Source organism: Cellvibrio sp. (assembly GCF_046347455.1).
Lineage (GTDB): Bacteria > Pseudomonadota > Gammaproteobacteria > Pseudomonadales > Cellvibrionaceae > Cellvibrio.
This window is the reverse complement of record NZ_JAXMGC010000003.1, coordinates 233,759-257,081: the sequence shown is the minus strand read 5'-3', so window position 1 is coordinate 257,081 and position 23,323 is coordinate 233,759. Positions and strand designations below refer to the sequence as shown.

Here is a 23,323-nt window from a genome sequence, read left to right as displayed (position 1 = left end):
TAGCTACTTCATGTATCCATGCATTGGCAAACTAAACACTTGCTTCGCCAGTCGTGAGGCTACTGGAAAATCGGTATCTCGACATCCCAGATCCGCAAATGCGGTCTGCTGATGCATACAGGTGCGATAATAAACCATCGTCGGGACACCCTGTTCTTTAAAGGTTGCCATAGCCGCATCGCGATTATCTGATATCACCGTGTATTGAGCCCAAGAACTAACATAGCCCTCGGGCACATACGGCGTAACAAAACGATCTTTTAATGACGCATTGTACTTTGCAGCCAGCTCATTTCTAGAGTTCAGTTCTTGAGGAAATACAGCCAATTTTTCTAATAATATAGCTGCCTGAATTGTATCGAGCCGACTATTTACACCAATTCGAATATTGTCGTACTTATCAATACCCTTCCCATGCACTCTAAATGAGCGAATCAAATCAGCAATTTCGTCGCTATTCGTAAAGATAGCACCACCATCACCGTAACAGCCCAAGGGTTTGGCAGGAAAGAAACTGGTGGTGGCTATATCACCAAAACCTCCTGCCCTTTTTCCGTTAATCGAGCCCCCGAAACCTTGGGCTGAATCTTCAATCAGCTTCAAATTATACTTTGCTGCTATTGCTTCGATTTCCGGATAATTGGCTGGAAGCCCAAAAAGATCCACTGCAATAATTGCTTTTGGTTTCAATCTTTTTTCTTTAATGATTTTTAGGATCGCAGCTTCGAGTTTTGCTGGATCGATATTAAAGGTCCGCTCATCAGAATCAATAAAAATTGGTGTAGCCTTAGCATAAGCAACCACTTCAGCAGTAGCAAAAAAGGTAAACGTGGGTACAAAGACCGCATCTCCTTCGCCGATATTAAAAGCCATAAGCGCCAACTGAAGCGCATCCGTACCATTGGCACAAGAAATACAATGATTAACGCCTACATAATCAGCGAGTTGCTCCTCCAACTCTTGGACCTCGGGTCCCATGATATAATTGCCATGATCAAGAACCTTTCGAATTCGCGCATCAATTTTATCTTTCAAGTGAGCGTATTGTGCTTTTAAGTCAATAAATTCCATATTTTTCAGCTTATAATGGGATTATAGGGATTTGGATATTTCACCATTTTTAATTTCGTATACAGCTTGTGTGTGCGGGCAAACCACTTTCGCGTCGCCATCAATAGGCAAATCCAGCTGCTCACCAAATTCACTCATCCAGCCAATTTGCTTGGCCGGCACACCTACCATTAACGCATAGGGCTTAACATCTTTATTTACGACTGCACCAGCCCCAACAAAAGCAAATTCACCGATTGTTACGCCACACACAATGGTGCAGTTTGCACCTAGGGTGGCGCCTTTTTTAACCAAAGTATTTCTGTATTCACTTTTTCTTTCTATCAAAGAACGCGGATTATATACGTTTGTGAAGACCATACTTGGACCACAAAAAACTCCTTCTTCTAAAAAAACATTGTCGTATACAGATACATTGTTTTGAATTTTGCAATTATCGCCAATGACAACCTTATTTCCAATAAAAACATTCTGACCAAGAGAAACTTTCTTACCTATTTTTGCGCCACTGCACACATGTACAAAATGCCAAACTCTGGAGTCTTCTCCGATTTCAGCGCCCTCATCAACAATGGCTGTTTCATGCTTAATGTAATTCATTCTATTTTACCAAAGCATCCACAAAAGGATGATGATCGCCAGAAAGAGGGGACAGCTTAGCGTCACGAATATGATAAACGGTTTCAATCGCAACACGGTTTTCTTCCAGACCAAAACCGCGACCAGCTAAAATTTCCCGGTAGCTAACAGTGTGTAAATCGGTAAAGCCATCTGAAAATTCAATCGACTCATTATTCGCTGTAATAGCACGATATGTACGCTGACCTGTTGCGCGAACATCTGCTGGAATATCATTTACATCAACTGATAAGAACCAACGTACACGTGCCTTTTCATATTCAAGATAACCGGCCGCTTTTGTTGGTGCATTATAGTGAACCTTGTTATCTTGCAAAGCGCCGAAAACAAAATGCAACATGTCGTAAAAATGTACTCCGATATTAGTTGCTATACCGCCTGATTTGTTTTCATCACCTTTCCATGATTGCAAATACCAATGACCACGAGACGTGATGTAGGTTAAATCCACTTCAAATTTTTTATCTTTAGGTGACTGAGCCACCTTTTCTTTTAATGCAATTATTGCAGGGTGCAACCTCAACTGGAGGATCGTATTTACTTTATGACCTGTATCTTTTTCAATTTCTTGCAAACCATCAATATTCCAAGGACTAAGCACTAGCGGCTTCTCACAGATAGCATCAGATCCAGATCGCAAAGCAAATCTCATATGAGAATCATGCAAATAGTTTGGCGAGCAGATAGACATTATATCTATCTGCGTACCATTTTTAGCTCTGCGCAACTTATCAACATGGCGATCAAAACGCTCGAACTCAGTGAAGAAACTAGCATCGGGAAAATGACTATCGATGATCCCAACCGAATCGTTAGTGTCCATGGCCGCAACAAGAACATTGCCGGTATCTTTAATAGCCTTCATGTGACGAGGAGCGATATACCCAGCAGCACCAATTAAAGCAAATTTTTTCATTTAATATTCCTATTCAGTATCAATGATATTTTTTTAAAGTCTTGCATCAACTGCAGACTTAGGTAGCACATGTTTAACATCAAAAATTACATTATATTCTTTACCTAACTCACGAATCCCTCTCGCACCCATTTCTACAAATTGATTGTGCGCGACACAGATAATGATTGCGTCATAGGTATTTTTTTGGGGTGCATCAATCAAACTTAACCCATATTCGTGAAACGCCTCTTCGGGATTAGCCCAAGGATCATATACATCAACTTGTGTATTGAATGTTTTCATTTCCTTAATAATATCGATGACCCCCGTGTTACGTAGGTCGGGGCAATTTTCTTTAAAGGTTAGCCCCATGATAAGCACGCGAGCATCTACCACATGCACTTTACGCTTTGTCAATAATTTTACTACCGACTCTGCCACAAATGACCCCATAGCATTGTTAATACGACGACCTGCTAAAATTACCTCTGGATAATAACCTACCTGCTCAGCTTTATGAGTAAGGTAATATGGGTCTACGCTAATGCAGTGCCCACCAACCAGACCAGGACGGAAAGGTAGAAAATTCCATTTGGTTCCCGCTGCCTCTAATACTTCAAGCGTGTCAATGCCGAGGCGTTGGAAAATGAGTGCTAATTCATTGACCAATGCAATATTTAAATCACGTTGCGTATTTTCAATAACCTTTGCCGCTTCAGCAACTTTAATACTACTTGCCTTATGGGTTCCTGCTGTTATGATTTCACGATAAAGACTGTCAACAAAATCTGCTACATCTGGCGTAGAGCCTGAAGTTATTTTTTTTATATTAGTAAGCTTTCGCTCTTTATCACCGGGATTAATTCTTTCTGGACTGTAGCCTGCAAAAAAATCTTCGTTGAATTTAAAACCCGACATTTTTTCGATAACCGGAATGCAAACCTCTTCCGTGCAACCGGGATATACCGTTGACTCATAAATGACGATATCGCCTTTATTAATCGCACGACCTACCGTTTCGCTCGCTTTAATTAACGGTGTTAAGTCAGGTTGGTTATGATTATCAATTGGCGTCGGTACCGTAACTATATACACATTGGCAGCATTCAAATCTTCTACATTGGAAGAAAATTGAACATTTTTTGCAGCCACTAACTCAGCTGAGGATGTTTCCAATGTAAAATCATCACCATTTTTTAATTCATTGATACGCTTTTTATTGATATCAAATCCAATAACATTGTATTTACTACTAAAAGCAACTGCGAGCGGCAGACCAACATATCCCAAGCCAATAATTGCGATTTTTACGTTTTTTAATTCCATCTTTTCACCCATATTTTTAATCTCATTAAGCAATCTTACCTAAACGCTCACGCTGGTAAGAACCATCCTGCACGCGGCGCGCCCATTTTAAATTTTGTAAATACCACCGTACAGTTTTTCTAACACCAGACTCAAAGGTTTCTTGAGGAGCCCAACCAAGCTCTCGTTTGATTTTTGATGCATCAATAGCGTAACGAAGATCATGACCTGGGCGATCTGTAACAAAAGTGATTAGCTCTTTATAGCTGCCGCTAGCCCTAGGTTTGAGCTCATCTAGCAATCTGCAAATAGTATTCACAACTTCGATATTTTGCTTCTCATTGTGCCCGCCAATATTATATGTTTCCCCAATCTCGCCTTCTGTTGCTACTTTGTAAAGCGCGCGCGCATGATCTTCAACATACAACCAATCGCGAATCTGATTTCCTTTTCCGTACACGGGCAAGGGTTTTTCTTCAACTGCGTTAAGAATTACAAGTGGAATCAACTTTTCAGGAAAGTGAAATGGCCCATAATTGTTGGAACAGTTAGTTACAAGAGTGGGCAGACCGTAGGTACGCCGCCAAGCTCTCACCAAATGATCAGAACTGGCTTTGCTCGCAGAATAAGGTGAGCTAGGAGCGTAAGGTGTGGTTTCGGTGAATAAATCCTCTGAACCTTCGAGGTCTCCATAAACCTCATCAGTTGAGATATGGTGAAAACGGAAAGATTTCTTTTTGCTTTCGCTTAGATCCTTCCAATAAGATCGAGCAACCTCAAGCAATACATAGGTGCCAACGATGTTAGTTTCTATAAAAGCGGCGGGACCATCAATGGAACGATCTACATGGCTCTCTGCAGCTAAATGCATAACCGCGTCTGGTTGGTACTGCGCAAAAATTCGTGCAACTTCCGATTGATCACAAATATCAACGCGCTCAAAAAAATACCTGTCGCTAGAGCATACAGATTCTAGCGACTCGAGATTACCGGCGTAGGTCAGCTTATCTACATTAATTACCGTATCATTAGTATTGTTGATAATGTGCCGAACCACTGCTGACCCTATAAAGCCAGCACCACCTGTCACTAAAATTTTCATAAATTTCCTTAATAATCGCCGCACCCATTAAGCCGTAACTCAACTGGTGGGAATATTTTGCGAACGCTTAATTAACTAATGAGACTGAATACTTTCATTTACACGGTCGCGCATTTCCTTGCCAGGTTTAAAGTGAGGAACGTATTTGCCCTCAAGGACAACGGACTCCCCCGTTTTGGGATTGCGCCCCGTACGCGGGGCGCGATAATGAAGGGAAAAGCTTCCAAAGCCGCGAATTTCTATCCGCTCTCCGGACGATAATATATCCGACATGTGATCCAACAATAATTTAACTGCCAACTCCACATCCTTAATGGGTAACTGGTTTTGCTTTTCAGCAATGTATTCAATCAGTTCAGATTTTGTCATGACCAATAATCTCGGGTAGATGGAGGGTCGGCAAAATATCTGCAATCCTTTTATAAATAAAACAGTGAACCAAAGATGCAGTGTTTATTTCGCTAAGAACTTATCAGCACTCAGGGAAATAAAAACTAAAAGAGCAGCCAGCTTTCACTGGCTGCTTTTGGTCTTACTCTTTGCTTTGCATTTGCGCTTTGATCAAGTCGCCCAAAGTAGTTGGCGCAGCTTGCTCAGTTTGCTTGGTGCTGTGTTCTTTCAATGCTGATTTCTCTTCTTCAACATCTTTAGATTTCACAGACAAGCTGATAGCGCGATTTTTGCGGTCTACTGCAATGATCTTAGCTTCAACTTCGTCGCCCACTTTCAACAGGTTGCGCGCATCTTCTACTTTCTCGCGGCTCAATTCAGACGCTTTCAAAGTCGCTTCAACGTCAGCAGCCAAAGTGATGATAGCAGCCTTAGCTTCTACTTCTTTAACAGTACCTTTAACAACAGCGCCTTTGTCATTTACAGAAACATATTCTGAGAATGGGTCAGCTTCAAGTTGTTTGATACCTAAAGAAATACGCTCACGCTCTGGGTCGATGGCCAATACAACTGTTTCCAACTCATCGCCTTTCTTATATTTACGGACGGCTTCTTCGCCAGCTTCGTGCCAAGAAATGTCAGATAAGTGAACCAAACCATCAATACCACCGTCCAGACCAATGAAGATACCGAAGTCAGTGATTGATTTGATTTTACCGCTGATTTTGTCGCCTTTAGCGCAAGTACGAGCAAATGTATCCCATGGATTTTCTCGGCATTGTTTCAAGCCGAGAGAGATACGATTATCGCTCTTCATCGATATCCAATACCATAACTTCACTTCCGTCGCCCAATTGAACAACTTTTGAAGGGTGGATGTTTTTGTTGGTCCAATCCATTTCTGAAACGTGGATCAAACCTTCAACGCCCTCTTCCAGCTCAGCGAAGCAACCATAGTCAGTCAGGTTGGTCACTTTAGCCTTCTTCACGCGAGCGCCTTCTGGGTAACGCTTGGTGATAGCGATCCATGGATCTTCGCCCAATTGCTTCAAGCCCAAAGATACACGGTTGCGATCACGGTCAAACTTCAATACTTTAACGTCGATCTCTTGATCAACTTCTTACGATCTCGCCTGGGTGCTTGATACGCTTCAAGCCATATCAGTAATGTGCAACAAGCCATCTACACCGCCCAAGTCAACGAACGTACCGTAGTCGGTAAGGTTTTTAACGATACCTTTAACAGCTTGACCTTCTTGCAAGGTTGCTAACAACTCATCGCGCTCAGCAGAATTGGTTTGCTCCAACACAGCACGGCGAGAAACAACTACGTTGTTACGCTTTTGGTCCAGCTTGATAACTTTGAACTTAACTCTTTACCTTCCAAGCGGTGTCGCGCACTGGACGAACGTCTACCAATGAACCTGGCAGAACGCGTTGATGCTAGCAACGTCAACAGTGAAACCACCTTTTTAACCTTGCCGTTGATAATACCTTTGATAACTTTCTGCTTGGTGAGCAGCTTCAAGCACTTTCCAAGCTTCTGAACGCTTAGCCTTTTCACGAGACAGCTTGGTTTCACCGAAACCGTCTTCCACGCTTTCCAGCGCTACTTGTACTTCGTCGCCGATTTGGAGATTCAACTCACCCAATTCGTTACGGAATTGTTCTGCAGGGATTACACCCTCTGATTTCAGGCCGGCGTGAACAGTCACCCAGTCCTTATCAATATCAATAACCACACCAGTCACGATAGTGCCTGGGACCATATCAACGGTTTTTAAACTCTCTTCAAATAACTCAGCAAAACTTTCATTCATGCTCATGGTAATACCTTCAAAAGGGACACAGACAAGCTATGTCATCCCGCTGGCCAGTAAGCGGGTCAATTAATGGGAGCGAAGGCTTCCTCTGGCAGGATGCTAGCCTCCTACCGCCTAAAATCAGATAGACTTTTCAGCAGGTGCGGCAGGCTAACAGAATCGGCCTTATAGATCAAGAAGTTAGAGATATTCGGCGTATTTAAATTGAACTGCCGAACCATCTTTCGGTGACAGATTTGGAGCATCGCTCAAAGGCCAACTAATTGCCAAATCAGGGTCATTCCACGAAATGTTCCGCTCGTGCTCCTTTGAGTAATACTCAGTCGTCTTGTAAAGATAATCTGCACTTTCAGATAACACGTAAAATCCGTGGGCAAAGCCTTCTGGAACCCAAAGCTGATAACCATTTCTGCCGGAAAGCAAAACTGAAACCCAAAGACCAAATGTCGGCGAAGACTTTCGCATATCTACAACGACGTCATACACCTCCCCAGCCACAACCCTCACCAACTTAGCTTGCTGTTTGGGAGCTATTTGATAATGCAGTCCTCGCAAAGTCCCTTTTGTCGAATAGGAATGATTATCCTGCACAAATTGAACATTCGAACCAATGAGTTTGTTGAACCCCCGAGCATTATAACTTTCAGAAAAAAAACCTCGGGAGTCTTCAAATCGTGAGGGGACAATAATTTTAACATCTGGCAGTGCTGTTTCTATTACGCGCATTATTAACCTTTTACTTTTGTCGCGAGCTCATTCAACCTCGTCATCCAATCCGATGGAGTTACACCAAAATATCTGCACGCCTTTGAAGAATTCAAACAGGAATAATAAGGCCTTTTTGCTACAGAGCCATATGATACTGTAGATACTCCGTAAATCTCACATTGTGCCCCCAAAGGAAAAAGAGCTTTTTTTATTTCAATTGCAAAATCAAACCAAGACACGTACGGATAGCCTGAGTAATGATACACACCCCAAGCCAATAACTTTTTTTGATTTATTTTTTCCAGAGCTTTAACGATCAAGTTTATCAGATCCAGTACATAAGTTGGCGCACCTACCTGATCATTAACGACTGAAATCTTACTTTGCTTGGCCATCAATTCCGACATAATTAAATAGAAATTTTTACCCAGCCCACTAAAAAGCCAAGATGTTCTCAGGATAATATGCCTTGGATTTATTGAGGCAACTGCTTTTTCCCCCAACAACTTAGTTAAACCATAAGCATTAACGGGATCAGGCAAATCGCTTTCAATATAGGGGACACCAGACTTGCCCGAAAACACATAATCTGTTGATATTTGAATTATCGCAGCATTTATTTTTGCGGAAGCCTCGGCGAGATTGGCAGCTCCTACATGGTTGACGTCCGTTGCTTGCACTGTTGATTCTTCTGCCGCATCTACAGATGTAAATGCTGCCGCGTTAATGACAACATGCGGAGAATGTTTATCAAAATAAATTTTTACCGCTTGGTTATCGGTAATATCCAAATCATATCTTCCAGCAACTAACAAATTTACCCAATCTTTCTTTTGAAGCTCAGCTACCAAATGCATTCCTAACTGACCATTTGCACCTGTTACCAATACTTTCATAGCCGCACCGTAAAATTTAGGAACCCCAAAATAAAAATCCCTGCAGAGCAGGGATAGTTACAATCGAAATAAAATGTTAATCAACTAAATTGAGTAACACTTTTCCCACGACCTACCGCATAGTATTCAAAACCATACTCTGTCATACGCTCAGGCTCATAAAGATTACGGCCATCGAATATTACAGGATTAACCAAGGCTTGCTTGAGCAGCTCAAAATTTGGAGCGCGAAATGTTTTCCATTCGGTACAGATGACCAATGCATCAGCCTTTTCCAAGGCAGCTTCTTTGGTACCAACAAGCTTCAGATCTTCCCGCAACCCATAAATATGCTGGGTTTCATCCATAGCGACTGGATCATAGGCCTGCACTTTCGCACCAGCAGCCCACAATGCTTCCATTAGAACGCGGCTTGGCGCTTCGCGCATATCATCAGTGTTGGGTTTGAAGGCCAATCCCCATAAAGCAAAAGTCTTACCTTTTAGATCACCACTAAAATGTTTTGTGATGTAAGAATAAAGCTTGCTCTTTTGAGCCTGATTAACTTTATCAACCGATTCCATCAAGCTCGCCTGATAGTCCACGTTTTTGGCGATATTGATAAGCGCTTTAACGTCTTTCGGGAAACATGAGCCACCGTAACCGCAACCAGGATAAATAAATTGATAGCCGATACGAGGATCCGCGCCTATACCATTACGAACTTGTTCGATATCAGCACCCAATCTTTCAGCAAGGTTCGCCATCTCATTAATAAAGCTGATTTTAGTTGCCAACATGGCATTGGCGGCATATTTAGTTAACTCAGCCGAACGCACATCCATGAAAATCATGCGGTCATGATTACGATTAAATGGAGCGTAAAGCTCACGCAACAACCTCTCCGCCCGCTCACTGCTCGTGCCGACCACAATTCGATCGGGCTTCATGAAATCATTGATTGCGGCGCCTTCTTTTAAAAACTCCGGATTGGAAACTACATCAAACGGAACATCAACACCACGCAATTTGAGTTCGCCGTTCAAGGCTTCGGAAACTTTTTCCGCAGTTCCTATAGGTACAGTTGATTTGTTGACGACAACTTTGTAGCTATTCATACGCTGACCAATGGTTTTTGCCACGGCAACAACATATTGCAAATCCGCTGAACCATCTTCGCCAGAAGGTGTGCCCACCGCGATAAATTGTAATTCACCGTGATTCACTGCCTCATCCATGTTAGTCGTAAAATTAAGCAATCCATTTTGTACCGCTTGCTTAACAATGGGCTCAAGACCTGGCTCGAAAATAGGAATAATCCCATTTTTCAAATTATCGACTTTCTTTTGGTCCACATCGACGCAAAGAACATCGTGACCTACGTCCGCCAGACAGGTACCTGTCACTAAACCTACATAACCAGTACCAAATACTGTTACCTTCATTAATTACTCCCTAAACAATAAAAAATTAAGAACGACCGTAGCTGTCTTCATAACGAATCACATCATCTTCTTCTAAATATGGACCTGACTGCACCTCAACAATCTCTAGCGGAATTTTGCCGGGATTGCTAAGCCTATGTCGTGTTCCCACCGGGATATAAGTAGATTCGTTTTCTGACAAAAGCATAACCTCATCATCTTTTTGAACTAGAGCAGTGCCTTTTACCACAATCCAATGCTCTGCCCTATGGTGATGAACTTGTAAAGATAGGCTTGCACCAGGTTTAACTCTTATACGATTCACCTGATAACGATCACCATCGTCAATAGCGTCATAGCAACCCCAAGGACGATAAACTTCTCGATGCTGCATGTGTTCCTTTCGCGTCTGATTTTCGATTTGCGAAATAATGGATTTGACTTCTTGTGCTTTGGATTTGTCAGCAACCAATACTGCATCCGGGGTATTGATAATCATTAAATTATCAACACCCAAGGTTGCCACCAATTTATGCTGCGAAAAAACCAGAGTGTTAGTTGAACCCACATCAATACTGTCGCCAATAAAACTATTCCCTGTGGAATCTTTTTGCGACACATCCCAATAGGACTTCCAATCTCCTACATCACTCCAGCCCGCGTTTAAAGGCACGCAAACAACATTATTACTTTTCTCCATCAATGCGTAGTCAATGGAGATATTTGGTGCAGCGGCAAATGCATCTTTATCAACACGAATAAAATCCAAATCGCGGACCGCATTATTTCTTGCTTGATTTGCGGTTGTCACCACTGCTGGGCTATGAGCTTGTAGCTCAAAAATAAACACATCTGTCTTAAACACAAACATGCCACTGTTCCAGAAGTAACAACCAGCATCTAAATAGCTTTGTGCAGTTTCCAGATTCGGCTTTTCAACAAATTGTTCGACGTTAAAAACACTTTTTGAATCGCCAGAGCTTTTGTTGGTTTTGATGTATCCATAACCCGTTTCGGGGTGAGTCGGATGAACACCGAAAGTTACGAGATAATTTTTCGAAGCAGCCTCTGCAGCAATTTTCACGACTCGACGAAACTCTTCGACATCTCGAATCATATGGTCTGCAGATAACACCAACAATGTTGAATCAGGTTGCGTCTCCTTAGCATGCAGGGCCGCCAATGCCAACGCAGGTGCGGTATTACGAGCAAGCGGCTCTAGAATAATGGCAGCATTTGAATAACCAATTTCATTTAATTGCTCAGCCACCATAAATCTATGCTCAACATTGCACACAACTATAGGGCTACCGACATTAGACAAGCCGGACAAACGCAGAATGGTTTGCTGCAGCATGGTTTTATCACCAAACAATTTCAGCAATTGCTTGGGATAATGTTGACGGGATAAAGGCCACAAACGCGAACCAGAACCGCCGGCCAGAATGACTGGAACAATCATCAATTGCCTCCAAAATATATAAGGCCAAGAAACTCCCTTTTCTCGACCAAAATTCAATTTACAAAATTACTTTGCAAATTGATCTTTCAAAAACGCCTCAAAATCGGCACCAACACTCGTGTGACGCACGCCGTAAATCACGTTAGCTTGCAGATAACCCAATTTAGTTCCGCAATCGTGACTGCGGCCAATTAACTGATAAGCCTCAATGGTTTCCAAACCTAAAAGCGCATCCAACGCGTCCGTCAGCTGAATTTCGCCGCCAGCACCGGGCTGAGTTGTCGCCAACAACTCCCAAACTTTTTTCGACAATGCATAACGTCCTACAATCGCCATATTTGACGGCGCCTCATCAATCGGTGGCTTCTCAACCATCGCTTTGATAGGGGCAGTCTTGCCCTCTGGAATCTCTACACCAGAGCAATCAACCACACCGTACTTATCCACTTGATCATGCGGGACTTCTTCAACAAGGATTTGACTATGACCAGTTTCCTGGAAGCGTTTCACCATGCCAGCAAGATTGTCTTGCTTGAGGTTACACTCTACGTTATCAACCAACACATCGGGCAACAACACAACAAAAGGTTCATCACCCACAACAGGTTTTGCAGCGAGAATTGCATGCCCCAAACCTTTTGCTTCTGCTTGACGCACGGAGATAACCGTCAAACCACGTGGAGTGATCGAACGCACTTCTTCCAACAAAGAACGCTTCAAGCGTGATTCCAATTGTGCTTCCAATTCAAAGCTGGTATCGAAATGGTTTTCGATGGCATTTTTACTGGCGTGAGTTACCAAAACGATTTCTTTGATGCCGGCAGCGGCTGCTTCTTCAATCACGTATTGAATTAACGGCTTATCCACCACAGGCAACATTTCTTTTGGAATTGCCTTTGTAGCAGGCAACATACGAGTCCCCAAACCAGCAACAGGAATTACAGCTTTTTTAATTTGCATTTTTGTTTCCTAGAAAAAAATCAAGGTTTTTAAATAATTACATAACTAACAACAAAATAATTATGTAGAGGTTGAGTTACTGCAACAGAGCTAAAATCTCTTCCGTTTTTTCTTTCACTAATTTTTTGTTACCACGACTCTCAACATTTAAGCGAACCACAGGTTCGGTGTTAGACATTCTTAAATTAAAACGCCATTGCTCAAACTCAAGACTAATGCCATCTGTTTTGTCTATCACCAAGGCATTAGGACTATAAATGTCGAACACCTTGTCTATTGCAACTTTTGCATCAGCAACATGGCGGTTAATTTCCCCAGGAGATGGAAACTTCGCAATACGATCTTCTAACATTGACGATAAAGTTTGTTTCTTTTTACATAAAAGCTCAGCAACTAACAACCAAGGAATCATGCCGCTATCGCAATAGGCGAAGTCTCGAAAATAATGATGCGCACTCATTTCACCGCCGTAAATGGCATCCTCGGAACGCATGCGTTCTTTAATAAAGGCATGACCCGTTTTTGATTGAATTGCAACGCCTTTTGTTTGCTGAACAATATCCTGGGTATTCCATGTCAAGCGAGGATCATGAATAACCTTTGAACCTGGGTTTTTCAAGAGAAATGATTCCGCCAAAAGTCCTACAATATAGTAACCTTCAGTAAACTGACCACGCTCATCAAACAAGAAACAACGATCAAAATCTCCGTCCCATGCAATGCCCATATCCGCACCATGAGCTAGCACCGCTTCACTAGTAACAGGTTGGTTTTCATGCAAAAGCGGATTGGGAATTCCATTAGGGAAAGTGCCATCAGGCTCATGATTTATTTTAATAAATTCGAACGGCAGATATTTTTCAATTGCGTCTATTACATGACCAGCCGCACCATTGCCAGCATTGACGACAAGCTTGAGTGGTTTCAAGGAGCTTATATCAACATAAGAAAGCAAATGCTGAATGTAAGGGGCTAAGGTACTTTGTTCGTGATAGGAGCCTCTCTTTGAAAAATCTACGGCAGGAAAATTATTTTCCTCGGCCAAACGTTTGATTTCGTTCAAGCCGGTGTCACCACTGATAGGCTGCGAGCCCGCGCGAACCATTTTCAGGCCGTTGTAATCGATAGGATTGTGACTGGCAGTAACAACACAGCCGCCATCTGTTTTTAAGTGAGTGGTGGCAAAATAAATTTCTTCAGTGCCACACATACCTATATCAATAACATCAACACCTTGGTCACGAAGACCATTCGCGAAGGCCGTTTTTAATTCCTTACTGGTCAGCCGCACATCGCCGCCTACAACAACGGACCTAGGCTTGAGAAAAATCGCATAGGCTCTACCGATGCGATAGACAATATCAGCGTTAAGTTCATCACCTAACTTCCCACGAATATCGTAAGCTTTAAAACAGGTTAAGCTCATTCCAATCATCCCAAATCTTAAACTTTAAACGTAAACACAACGTGTCGCTTCCCAAGGCTTTACTTATATACTATTTGGGTGACAAACATGCGTGCGTTATTTAACGCACATAGCCAGGATTGCATCCAACACCTGCTCAATAGTTAACTCAGTGCTGTCAAGAATTATCGCGTCTTGTGCGGGCTTGAGTGGCGAAGTAGCTCGCTGGGTATCTCTTTCATCGCGCGCCTTAATATCTTCTATGACTTCGGCAAAATCCGCTTTAACACCTTTTTGTTGCAATTGTTTGCAACGTCGTTCTGCCCTCGCCTCTGCACTAGCGGTCAGAAAAATCTTTATTTGGGCGTTTGGAAACACACTGGTTCCCATGTCGCGCCCATCGGCAACAAGACCGGGAAACTGAGCGAAATTTCTCTGCCGCTGAAGGAGCGCAGCACGCACCGATGGATAAGCGGCAACCTGAGATGCATTCATACCAACATTCTCCCGGCGAATGGCATCTGTTACATCCTGGTTCATTAAAAAGGTACGGGTTGAATCGCCAGTAACATCGAATTTTACATCGAGCCCACTGGCTACTTCTGCAACTGCAAGCTCGTTTTGGAAATCCACTCCTTGCATTTCTGCAGATAATGCGACCAATCTATATAAGGCACCGCTATCAAGCAGATGATAACCTAACTTTCGCGCCACAAGCTGACTTAAGGTTCCCTTACCCGCACCGCTTGGGCCATCTATGGTGACGATAACAACAGGTTCTGTATTCAATGGCTCAGCCTTAGGAAATGGATTGAATAATTGCCTTACAGGTCGCAACCGGATCATGCGCCTGGGTAATGGGGCGCCCGATTACAAGATAGCTACTACCGGCAGCAATTGCAGCATGGGGTGTGAGCGTACGCTTTTGGTCGTCAGCCGGGCTAGTATCCAAACGAATACCGGGAGTAACGAGACATAAATCCGGCCCAAACTGAGAGCGCAACATGCTAGCCTCACGAGCGGAGCAAACAACTCCATCCAACCCACAATGCTTGGCAAGTTTCGTTAGGCGAAGCACGTGGGCTTCCGGCTCTTCAGCAATACCAATAGCATGCAGATCGTGCGCTTCAAGGCTCGTCAGCACAGTTACACCGATGAGCAAAGGTTTACGTCCGTTATGATGATGGGCATGTTGCTCCAGAATGTCGCGAGCCGACATCATCATTCGCTGTCCGCCAGACGCATGCACATTCACCATCCAGACCCCCAATTGCGCGGCTGCTTTTACAGCCTTGGCGACGGTATTGGGAATATCATGGAATTTTAAATCGAGAAACACATCGAATCCCAAACGCATCAGGTATTCAACTACGCGGGGGCCACAGGCCGTAAAGAGCTCTTTACCCACTTTGAGGCGACAGTATTGCGGCGACAGGCGCTTGGCCATATAAAAACAATCGTCCGCGTTATCATAATCCATTGCCACGACAATACGTGGACCTTGAATTTCTATCATGGAATGCCTCGCATAAAATGAAAAAGCCCGGATGGTGAATCCAGGCTCCCATTAAAACAAACTTCGCGTTAATTCGCAGCATCTATTGATGTCTGTGGATAAGTTGAGTACACCAAGAATCTTCCCAATGCTTCAAATATCCACAGCACCGCTTGATACACTCACGCCAATGCAATATTTAAATACGGATACTTTTGCGATTAGCGTCGACAGTTTTAGTACCTATGCCTTTAACCTCAGCCAACTGATCTACTGTTTTGAAGGCACCATTAGCTTTACGAAACGCAACTATAGCCTCTGCCTTCTTGGTCCCCACACCTTTTAGCTTGGATAAAGACTGTACATCGGCGGTATTGATGTTAACCACCTCTTGCGGAGCAGGTGCGGTCTTAGCGGCAACAGGGGCTGGAGTAGCAGTCGTTTTGGAAGGCGCATCCGCAGCGAAGGACGCAGAAGAAAAAGCAAAAAGCACAAAAACAAAAACGGAAAAAATATTTTTCATCGGAAAATTCCTTTTAAAAAGTTAGTTAAATAGCTCGCGACTTCCCTCTGCGAGTAGAAGTAGGTTATTAAAAATCACACCGCATCGACTAGTGGGCGATGTCTTATTTTATTGTGAGATATGTCTTACATTAAGAAGATATTGCGGACAAAATGTTGGTTTCTTCAAGAAAAGCAGCACGAATACACAACGACATTCCGGTATTTTACTTCGGCACTAAGCATCAACATCACGGCTCCCGTATTGCCTTTTCAACAACCATGTACGAATAATCATCTTGTACATAATGGCACCCCTCTATGGAGGGGTGCCACCTAGGTGCTACAGAATCGATAAAGCCCTAACTACGCCGTTGACTTGCGTAACGTAGAGCTTTGTCCCAACAACGGCTACGCTTACGGGTTCGTGTAGAACGCCTGGAGCATCACCCGGCATAAACCCGAATTTCTGCCCCTGACCAAGCACCGTGGTAACGACACCAGTCGGTGTAATTTTTCGGATACGATTGTTATAAGAGTCCGCCACATAGAGGTTACCGTTAGCATCGATGGACATGCCCCTTGGACGATTGAATCTAACTGCATTACCAGTGCCATCGGCAAAACCTGAGGCTCCATTACCAGCAAGTGTTGTCACCACACCCGCGGGGGTCACTTTGCGAATAGCATGGTTAAAAGTATCTGCCACATAAAGGTTTCCATTGGCATCAATCGCGATACCAGTAGGTGTTTTAAATTTGGCGGCTATTCCGGTGGCATCAGTCAGACCTGAAGTTCCGCCCCCTACAAAAGTGGTCACTACACCACCCGGTGTAACCTTTCTAATGGAATGGTTACCACTGTCGGCCACATAAAGGTTGGCGTTAGCATCCGCAACAATACCTCTGGGGTAAAAAAAGGAAGCAAATTGTCCGGTTCCGTCCCAATCGCCAGCCTGACCGCCGCCGGCCAAAGTGCTAACCACTCCTGAAGTTGTTACTTTGCGAACTGCCGCACCAAAGAAATCTGTAACGTAGAGATTACCGTTAGCATCAATTGTTATGCCATTTGGATAATTGAAACTAGCTACACTGGGAGCGCCATCAGTTAGCGCGCCATTGCCCGTTCCTGCTAAAGTAGTCACCACCCCCTCAGGTGAGATCTTGCGGATTTTATTGTTAGCGGTATCTGCCACATATAAAGTGCCGGTGCTGTCTGCGCAAATCCCTTCAGGTTGATAAAAGCCTGCCGCAGTACCGGTGCCATCACCGCTACCAATGAGGACACCTTCAGTGCCCGCAACCGTAGTTACCCGCCCTGCTGATGTCACTTTACGGACATTATGGTTATTCCAGTCTACAACGAATAAGTTCCCCGCATTATCGGTCGCCATACCTGCTGGCGAACTAAAGCGTGCATTTGCTCCAGTTCCGTCCACGAGACCGTCAATGCTACCTGCCAAGTCAGTTACCGAACCCATTGGGCTGATTTTGCGAATCACATGACCGTAGGCGTAAGACGCATAAACGTTATTAGCTGAATCCAGAACAATACCCGCAAATTGTCCCTCGCTTGATGGCGAACCACTTCCGTTCTTACTACCTGCCAGTGTACTCACAATTCCCTGGGGTGTGATTTTACGAATTGAGTCATTGTAAGAATCTGAAACATAAAGATTTCCATTCGAATCAACTGCAATCCCGGAAGGATAATATTTACCTGATGGGGTTTCATTCCCGCTCAATGTCAAAGTGCTCACCATTCCCGCCGGTGTGATTTTACGAATGGAAAAATTCCAGGTATCAGCCACATAAAGATCACCGTTTGCATCAATAGCGATGCCTCTGGGAGAACCGAAACTCGCGGCCGCACCCATACCGTCACTGGAACCTGAGGTTCCTCCCGCCAACGTTGTTACTACGCCCGCAGGGGTAATTTTGCGAACAGCATTGTTACCTGAATCCGTCACATAAAGGTTGCCGTTTGTGTCAATGGTGATACCGGTGGGTAAGTAAAAGCTAGCCAGGACTCCCACACCGTCGTCAGCCCCCTCTGCTCCGCTTCCTGCAAAGGTACTAACCACACCCGTGGGAGTGATTTTACGGATAGTGTTGTTGCGATCCGCCACAAAAAGGTTGCCGCCGCTATCCACGGCAATACCCGTAGGTCTCTGGAAAGATGCGAAGGCAACGGATCCGTCAACATTACCTCGATCAAATGGGTTGCCCACAAACAAAGAAAGTGCAGCATTCACACAGGTTACCTGTACCCCCGTAACCGCTCCTGTCACGATACCAATTCCGTTGGTAACAGAACAGGTTTGCCCCACAGGAAACGCCTTTACTGTTACAGCGTAATTGGCACCGCTGGCAACTAGCTCAGTAAAAACAAACGAGCCATTTGTACTGAGCGCCAAAGTCTCACTGCGATTATTCTGTAATACCAAACCAGAGCCGCTCAGGCCCGCAAGGTTGCCACCAATGCTATAGCTCGCTACTGAAGAGCTTGATAGAGAGGAGCTTGATAGAGAAGAAGAACTGGACACCGAAGAACTTGCTAACGAAGAACTGGACACCGAAGAACTTGTTAACGAAGAACTGGATACTGAAGAGCTTGTTAACGAGGAACTAGCTACCGAACTAATTGCAGACGAACTAGCTAAGGAAGAACTGGTTACAGTAGTAGAAGTAGAGGACGCACTGATGCTAACCGATGAAGAAACTTGCGTGCTGGACGAGCTTGAAATTACCTGCAAAGAGGAAACGACGCTACTGTCGGACGAGAAGCCTGAAGATAATGAAGAAGAAACTGATTGTGCACTACTTAAGGAGCTGAGTGCCGAGCTTGTGCTGGAAACAGATGAGGTAGATGAGGGTGGTACTTGCGGAGACGTTGAGCTTTGACCGCCTCCACCACCTCCGCATGCACTGAGCAACAAACCCAAACAAAAAAATGCTGGCGCAATTCTCGCTGAAAATCCAAACATAACAACTCCTAATTGTTTTACGCGAATACTCAAAGGATTCACGCCATGGAAATTTAAAGACCAAATCCTAGTAGAGAAAATTTCGCCGCGAATATTACAGTTTAGGTGTAGGGTGCGGTAAACAAGATGACATAAAGGCAAACAACATCACAGGGATACTGCCTAACCTTTCACATAGCAGCGCGTAGAATAATCACACGAATGACGGGCTTTGTACTGACAGCATTAAAACATCAAAACGGATCACCCAAAAAACTATAAGCTCTTATTCCGTGAAAACTAATGAAATGAACACGTCCTTCTAAAAGTAAAAATCCACCTGCATAGCAGGTGGCTTTGATTAGCACCCTATAAGGGTGCTTGTCTTAAACCGTTACCTCTAACCGCAGCTGGCGCTCATCTTCCTCTCTCGCCTGCTTATCTTGATAACGTACGTATCTCCGAATCACCTCTTCATTCGCGCCAACTGAATCTACAAAATAGCCACGCTGCCAGAAATGATTTCCCCACATTTTATTCTTTCTTAAATACGGAAATTTATTGAACAGTCTTATCGCTGTTCTTCCTTTCAATGTCCCCATTAGCTCCGAAACACTTATGCTGGGCGGCGTCCTTACCACCAAATGCACATGATCTATCTGCACATTTAGCTCAACTACTTTGCAATTCTTCATCCCACAAAACACATAAATACTTCGATACAACTCTTTTCCTATATTTCCCGTCAATATCTTGAACCTATACTTCGGCGTCCAAACAATGTAATACTGACATCGATAGAATACGTGTGAAGCGGATTCATATCTGCTCATGCTTTTTACTCCTGATCATTTGCTGGTAACAAACGATTGAGTATCTAGCATGGGCACTTTTCAGGCATAGCCCCGAGTAGCTGATCACCACCTCCATAGGAGGTGGTTTTAGAATGGCAATAAAAAAAGCGTCTACCCGAAGGATAGACGCTTTTTTAAAACCGACTCAATCTATTATTTCTTTAAAAGCTGAGCGAGATCAACCGCACCCCAATGAGGGAAATGCTTACGTATCAACGCATTCAACTCAACTTCAAACTCGCTGAAATTAGTTTGGGCTGAAAACACTTTTTCATCGAGACGTTGATTAACCATGCCCGCGCCCACTGTGATATTGGTTAAACGATCAATCACAATAAAAGCACCGGTAGCACGATTGGCTTTATAAGTATCAGCCACCACAGGTTGAGTCAATACAACATCAACAACGGCAATATCATTAAGTTGCAACTGCCCAACTTGCGTGTGCTCTTGGGTGTTAACATCAATACGATAATCAATGGCTTCAATTTGGCCGCTTACTGTTTTACTCGCAAATTTAAATAGATATTCTGAATTGGGCTGCAGCGCTTTTTCAGTCATCCATACGACGTGAGCTTTAAGGTGGTTCGATAAAGGTACTTCATCTTTTGCTAAAACAATAACATCGCCGCGGCTAATATCTATTTCTGTATCCAGCGTTAAGGTTACCGCCTGCCCCGCAAAGGCTTCCTCCAAATCACCATCAAAGGTGACTATAGATTTCACTGTACTGGTTTTACCGGAAGGCAAGGCTTTAATTGCATCACCCACTTTTACAACACCAGACGCAATGTTGCCGCAGAAACCACGGAAATTTAAATTAGGGCGATTTACATATTGAACAGGCAACCGGAAATCAGAAAAGTTTTTATCACCAGCGATAGCTACGTTTTCCAAAATTTCCATCAAAGTCTCTCCCTTATACCAAGGAGAGCTTTCTGAACGATTTACAACGTTATCGCCATTCAAGGCAGAAATAGGAACAAAGAAAACATTCTCCATACCTAACTTCTTAGAGAATTCGATGTAATCCGTTTTGATTTTTTCAAACACAGATTCGCTGAAACTCAACAAATCCATTTTGTTTACTGCCACAACGATATGTTTAATACCGAGCAATGATGCAATGTAACTATGTCGACGCGTCTGCGTTACTACGCCGTAGCGAGCATCAATCAAAATAATCGCGAGATCACAGGTTGAAGCACCTGTTGCCATGTTGCGGGTGTACTGCTCATGACCGGGAGTATCCGCAATAATGAACTTACGCTTGGTAGTTGAAAAATAACGGTAAGCAACATCAATCGTAATGCCCTGCTCGCGCTCTGCTTGCAAACCATCAACCAGCAATGCCAAATCAACTGCCTCCCCCGTAGTACCGTGTTTTGTACTATCGGCTTGTACAGCGGCTAACTGATCTTCGTAAATCATTTTTGAATCGTAAAGTAAACGACCAATCAAGGTACTCTTGCCATCGTCCACACTACCGCAGGTTAAAAAACGCAGCAGTTCTTTTTGTTCATGTTGCGCGAGATACGCGTTGATATCCTGTGCAATTAAATCTGATTGATGGCTCATTAGAAGTAACCCTCTTGCTTTTTCTTCTCCATCGACCCCGAACTATCGTGGTCAATAACACGACCTTGACGCTCTGAAGTCGTGGTCAGCAACATTTCTTGAATAATATCTGGCAAGGTTGTCGCTTGTGATTCAACAGCACCTGTTAACGGATAACAACCGAGCGTACGGAAGCGAACCATTTTTTCTTCAACCTTATCCTCTGGGCCGATAGGCATACGGTCGTCATCAACCATAATCAAAGTGCCATCGCGCTCAACCACAGGACGCTTAGCCGCAAAATAAAGTGGAACGATTGGGATATTTTCCAAATGGATGTATTGCCAAATATCTAACTCAGTCCAGTTTGATAATGGGAACACACGGATGCTTTCACCCTTATCAACGCGGCCGTTATAAATATTCCACAGCTCAGGACGTTGATTTTTAGGATCCCAACGGTGGTTTTTATCACGGAAGGAATACACACGTTCTTTCGCACGCGATTTTTCTTCGTCGCGACGCGCACCACCAAAGGCTGCATCAAAACCATATTTATTCAGCGCTTGTTTGAGCGCTTGCGTTTTCATGATATCGGTATGTTTCGCACTACCGTGAACAAACGGACTAATGCCCATATCAACACCTTCTTGGTTGATATGTACAATCAAATCCCAACCCAAATCTTTGATGCGTTGATCACGGAACTCGATCATCTCGCGGAATTTCCATGTGGTATCCACATGCAACAAAGGGAATGGTGGCTTGCCAGGATAAAAAGCTTTCATGGTGAGATGCATCATCACCGCTGAGTCTTTACCCACTGAATAAAGCATGACGGGATTATCAAACTCAGCAGCAACTTCACGAATAATGTGAATACTTTCTGCTTCGAGTTGTTTCAGGTGCGTGAGTTTATAGTCGGACATTACAAAAGTTACCGATAAGAAAGAAAAGGTTAATCTTTTTTAGCCGCGCCGCTTTTGGCCACGGAAGGTTTGGCTAAATTTGCGGTGAATTCATCGCGCACGAGTTTGGCGCGAGTAAAAACATCCAGCATATATTGCGAATCTTCAGTTTCGATACTGGTACGTAAACGCGTTAAGTTGGCAATAAACAAATCCAACGCGTGCAATACGCCAGTTTTATTAGCACGCATGATGTCGTGCCACATAATAGGGTCGCTGGAAGCGATGCGCGTAAAATCGCGGAAGCCACCAGCGGCGTATTTAAAGATATTGGGGTTATCAATATCGTGTGCAAGGGTATCAACCAGCGAATAGGCGATTACATGCGGCAAATGACTGGTTGCCCCTAAGACTTCATCGTGGTCTTCAACGGACATGCTGAGCACTTCCGCACCCACGCTTTGCCACATGCGGGTCACCAACTCTAAATGGCGCACACCAGTTGTTGCCAGCGGCGTCAAAATGCAACGATGGTTTTCATACAAATCTGGATTCGCAGCCGTTACACCGCTTTTCTCGGAGCCCGCGATAGGATGCCCCAACACAAACTGCGCAGGCACCTCGCCATAAACTTCTTGAGCTGCCGTTTGCACATTACCTTTTACGCTCGCGCCGTCGGTAATGGTCACATCGGGTGATACATAACTTTTGACTCCGGCAAGCACTGCTTTTACGGAAAGCGTAGGTACAGAAATAAAAATCACATCTCCAGCGCTCAATTCAGAAGCGATGGATTGCAAAGATGTATAAGCACGGTCAACCACCTTAAGGCTTACCGCATCGCGACACGTTTGTTCACTGCGCGCAATACCAATCACTTCGCCACACATACCGCGTTTTTTCAAACCTGTTGCGAGGCTTCCGCCGATTAAGCCGATACCTATAACAACAAATTTATTGATCAATGGAGATGACATTGGT

The 23,323-nt window shown here is 43.9% G+C and carries 20 protein-coding genes and 1 pseudogene; all 21 read right to left on the bottom strand.

Going from position 1 to position 23,323, the window contains the following annotated elements:
• Positions 1-3 precede the first annotated feature (3 nt).
• The 21 genes and pseudogenes from U1F02_RS07665 to U1F02_RS07565 all read right to left on the bottom strand — a co-directional run bounded on the left by U1F02_RS07665 (position 4) and on the right by U1F02_RS07565 (position 23,319).
• Positions 4-1,071 carry a DegT/DnrJ/EryC1/StrS family aminotransferase gene (locus tag U1F02_RS07665; protein ID WP_409989780.1) on the bottom strand — a complete coding sequence of 356 codons (1,068 nt, stop codon included), beginning with the start codon at positions 1,069-1,071 and terminating at the stop codon, positions 4-6.
• 21 nt (positions 1,072-1,092) lie between these two features.
• Positions 1,093-1,671, bottom strand: coding sequence for an acyltransferase (locus U1F02_RS07660; protein WP_409989779.1), 579 nt, complete (start codon positions 1,669-1,671; stop codon positions 1,093-1,095).
• A gap of 1 nt (position 1,672) precedes the next feature.
• Complete coding sequence (locus U1F02_RS07655) at positions 1,673-2,626, bottom strand: Gfo/Idh/MocA family protein (RefSeq protein ID WP_409989778.1); 954 nt, start codon at positions 2,624-2,626, stop codon at positions 1,673-1,675.
• 33 nt (positions 2,627-2,659) lie between these two features.
• Complete coding sequence (tviB, locus tag U1F02_RS07650) at positions 2,660-3,934, bottom strand: Vi polysaccharide biosynthesis UDP-N-acetylglucosamine C-6 dehydrogenase TviB (protein ID WP_409989777.1); 1,275 nt, start codon at positions 3,932-3,934, stop codon at positions 2,660-2,662.
• A gap of 25 nt (positions 3,935-3,959) precedes the next feature.
• On the bottom strand, positions 3,960-5,015 hold the full coding sequence (gene rfbB / locus U1F02_RS07645) for a dTDP-glucose 4,6-dehydratase (protein WP_409989776.1): 1,056 nt from the start codon (positions 5,013-5,015) through the stop codon (positions 3,960-3,962).
• A 75-nt stretch (positions 5,016-5,090) separates the two neighbouring features.
• On the bottom strand, positions 5,091-5,384 hold the full coding sequence (gene ihfB, locus U1F02_RS07640) for an integration host factor subunit beta (RefSeq protein ID WP_409989775.1): 294 nt from the start codon (positions 5,382-5,384) through the stop codon (positions 5,091-5,093).
• 163 nt (positions 5,385-5,547) lie between these two features.
• Positions 5,548-7,225: pseudogene (gene rpsA / locus U1F02_RS07635) on the bottom strand (30S ribosomal protein S1).
• A gap of 183 nt (positions 7,226-7,408) precedes the next feature.
• Positions 7,409-7,954, bottom strand: coding sequence for a dTDP-4-dehydrorhamnose 3,5-epimerase (gene rfbC, locus U1F02_RS07630; protein ID WP_409989774.1), 546 nt, complete (start codon positions 7,952-7,954; stop codon positions 7,409-7,411).
• Positions 7,955-7,956: 2 nt separating this feature from the next.
• On the bottom strand, positions 7,957-8,832 hold the full coding sequence (gene rfbD, locus U1F02_RS07625; protein ID WP_409989773.1) for a dTDP-4-dehydrorhamnose reductase: 876 nt from the start codon (positions 8,830-8,832) through the stop codon (positions 7,957-7,959).
• 80 nt (positions 8,833-8,912) lie between these two features.
• Positions 8,913-10,256: a UDP-glucose dehydrogenase family protein gene (locus U1F02_RS07620; RefSeq protein WP_409989772.1), complete on the bottom strand. Its 1,344-nt coding sequence runs from the start codon at positions 10,254-10,256 to the stop codon at positions 8,913-8,915.
• Positions 10,257-10,281: 25 nt separating this feature from the next.
• On the bottom strand, positions 10,282-11,697 hold the full coding sequence (locus U1F02_RS07615; protein ID WP_409989771.1) for a mannose-1-phosphate guanylyltransferase/mannose-6-phosphate isomerase: 1,416 nt from the start codon (positions 11,695-11,697) through the stop codon (positions 10,282-10,284).
• 66 nt (positions 11,698-11,763) lie between these two features.
• On the bottom strand, positions 11,764-12,657 hold the full coding sequence (gene galU, locus U1F02_RS07610; protein ID WP_409989770.1) for a UTP--glucose-1-phosphate uridylyltransferase GalU: 894 nt from the start codon (positions 12,655-12,657) through the stop codon (positions 11,764-11,766).
• Between the two features lie 76 nt (positions 12,658-12,733).
• Entirely contained in the window at positions 12,734-14,083 is a 1,350-nt protein-coding gene (locus U1F02_RS07605) for a phosphomannomutase CpsG (protein ID WP_409989940.1), read from the bottom strand.
• A gap of 96 nt (positions 14,084-14,179) precedes the next feature.
• The gene (gene cmk, locus U1F02_RS07600) at positions 14,180-14,851 is read right to left on the bottom strand and encodes a (d)CMP kinase (RefSeq protein ID WP_409989769.1); all 672 of its coding nucleotides are present in this window, start codon (positions 14,849-14,851) and stop codon (positions 14,180-14,182) included.
• A gap of 10 nt (positions 14,852-14,861) precedes the next feature.
• A complete protein-coding gene (pyrF, locus tag U1F02_RS07595; RefSeq protein WP_409989939.1) occupies positions 14,862-15,575 on the bottom strand; it encodes an orotidine-5'-phosphate decarboxylase in 714 nt (237 codons plus the stop codon).
• Positions 15,576-15,756: 181 nt separating this feature from the next.
• Positions 15,757-16,080 carry a ComEA family DNA-binding protein gene (locus U1F02_RS07590; protein ID WP_409989768.1) on the bottom strand — a complete coding sequence of 108 codons (324 nt, stop codon included), beginning with the start codon at positions 16,078-16,080 and terminating at the stop codon, positions 15,757-15,759.
• 321 nt (positions 16,081-16,401) lie between these two features.
• Complete coding sequence (locus U1F02_RS07585) at positions 16,402-19,044, bottom strand: NHL repeat-containing protein (protein WP_409989767.1); 2,643 nt, start codon at positions 19,042-19,044, stop codon at positions 16,402-16,404.
• Between the two features lie 365 nt (positions 19,045-19,409).
• A complete protein-coding gene (gene tnpA / locus U1F02_RS07580; RefSeq protein ID WP_409989766.1) occupies positions 19,410-19,856 on the bottom strand; it encodes an IS200/IS605 family transposase in 447 nt (148 codons plus the stop codon).
• Between the two features lie 174 nt (positions 19,857-20,030).
• Positions 20,031-21,455, bottom strand: a complete 1,425-nt coding sequence (gene cysN / locus U1F02_RS07575; protein WP_409989765.1) for a sulfate adenylyltransferase subunit CysN — start codon at positions 21,453-21,455, stop codon at positions 20,031-20,033.
• Positions 21,455-22,363 (bottom strand): sulfate adenylyltransferase subunit CysD, encoded by a 909-nt coding sequence (gene cysD / locus U1F02_RS07570; RefSeq protein ID WP_409989764.1) that lies wholly within the window; start codon positions 22,361-22,363, stop codon positions 21,455-21,457. The genes cysN and cysD overlap by 1 nt, the downstream gene beginning before the upstream one ends.
• Before the next feature lie 29 nt (positions 22,364-22,392).
• Positions 22,393-23,319, bottom strand: a complete 927-nt coding sequence (locus U1F02_RS07565; RefSeq protein ID WP_409989763.1) for a prephenate dehydrogenase/arogenate dehydrogenase family protein — start codon at positions 23,317-23,319, stop codon at positions 22,393-22,395.
• Positions 23,320-23,323 lie beyond the last annotated feature (4 nt).

What these genes read in the sequence shown, in the direction of transcription:
- U1F02_RS07665 (WP_409989780.1), bottom strand. Translation starts at nt 1,071, where the DNA reads ATGGAATTTATTGACTTAAAAGCACAATACGCTCACTTGAAAGATAAA.
- U1F02_RS07660 (WP_409989779.1), bottom strand. Translation starts at nt 1,671, where the DNA reads ATGAATTACATTAAGCATGAAACAGCCATTGTTGATGAGGGCGCTGAA.
- U1F02_RS07655 (WP_409989778.1), bottom strand. Translation starts at nt 2,626, where the DNA reads ATGAAAAAATTTGCTTTAATTGGTGCTGCTGGGTATATCGCTCCTCGT.
- tviB (WP_409989777.1), bottom strand. Translation starts at nt 3,934, where the DNA reads ATGGAATTAAAAAACGTAAAAATCGCAATTATTGGCTTGGGATATGTT.
- rfbB (WP_409989776.1), bottom strand. Translation starts at nt 5,015, where the DNA reads ATGAAAATTTTAGTGACAGGTGGTGCTGGCTTTATAGGGTCAGCAGTG.
- ihfB (WP_409989775.1), bottom strand. Translation starts at nt 5,384, where the DNA reads ATGACAAAATCTGAACTGATTGAATACATTGCTGAAAAGCAAAACCAG.
- rfbC (WP_409989774.1), bottom strand. Translation starts at nt 7,954, where the DNA reads ATGCGCGTAATAGAAACAGCACTGCCAGATGTTAAAATTATTGTCCCC.
- rfbD (WP_409989773.1), bottom strand. Translation starts at nt 8,832, where the DNA reads ATGAAAGTATTGGTAACAGGTGCAAATGGTCAGTTAGGAATGCATTTG.
- U1F02_RS07620 (WP_409989772.1), bottom strand. Translation starts at nt 10,256, where the DNA reads ATGAAGGTAACAGTATTTGGTACTGGTTATGTAGGTTTAGTGACAGGT.
- U1F02_RS07615 (WP_409989771.1), bottom strand. Translation starts at nt 11,697, where the DNA reads ATGATTGTTCCAGTCATTCTGGCCGGCGGTTCTGGTTCGCGTTTGTGG.
- galU (WP_409989770.1), bottom strand. Translation starts at nt 12,657, where the DNA reads ATGCAAATTAAAAAAGCTGTAATTCCTGTTGCTGGTTTGGGGACTCGT.
- U1F02_RS07605 (WP_409989940.1), bottom strand. Translation starts at nt 14,083, where the DNA reads ATGAGCTTAACCTGTTTTAAAGCTTACGATATTCGTGGGAAGTTAGGT.
- U1F02_RS07590 (WP_409989768.1), bottom strand. Translation starts at nt 16,080, where the DNA reads ATGAAAAATATTTTTTCCGTTTTTGTTTTTGTGCTTTTTGCTTTTTCT.
- U1F02_RS07585 (WP_409989767.1), bottom strand. Translation starts at nt 19,044, where the DNA reads ATGTTTGGATTTTCAGCGAGAATTGCGCCAGCATTTTTTTGTTTGGGT.
- tnpA (WP_409989766.1), bottom strand. Translation starts at nt 19,856, where the DNA reads ATGAGCAGATATGAATCCGCTTCACACGTATTCTATCGATGTCAGTAT.
- cysN (WP_409989765.1), bottom strand. Translation starts at nt 21,455, where the DNA reads ATGAGCCATCAATCAGATTTAATTGCACAGGATATCAACGCGTATCTC.
- cysD (WP_409989764.1), bottom strand. Translation starts at nt 22,363, where the DNA reads ATGTCCGACTATAAACTCACGCACCTGAAACAACTCGAAGCAGAAAGT.
- U1F02_RS07565 (WP_409989763.1), bottom strand. Translation starts at nt 23,319, where the DNA reads ATGTCATCTCCATTGATCAATAAATTTGTTGTTATAGGTATCGGCTTA.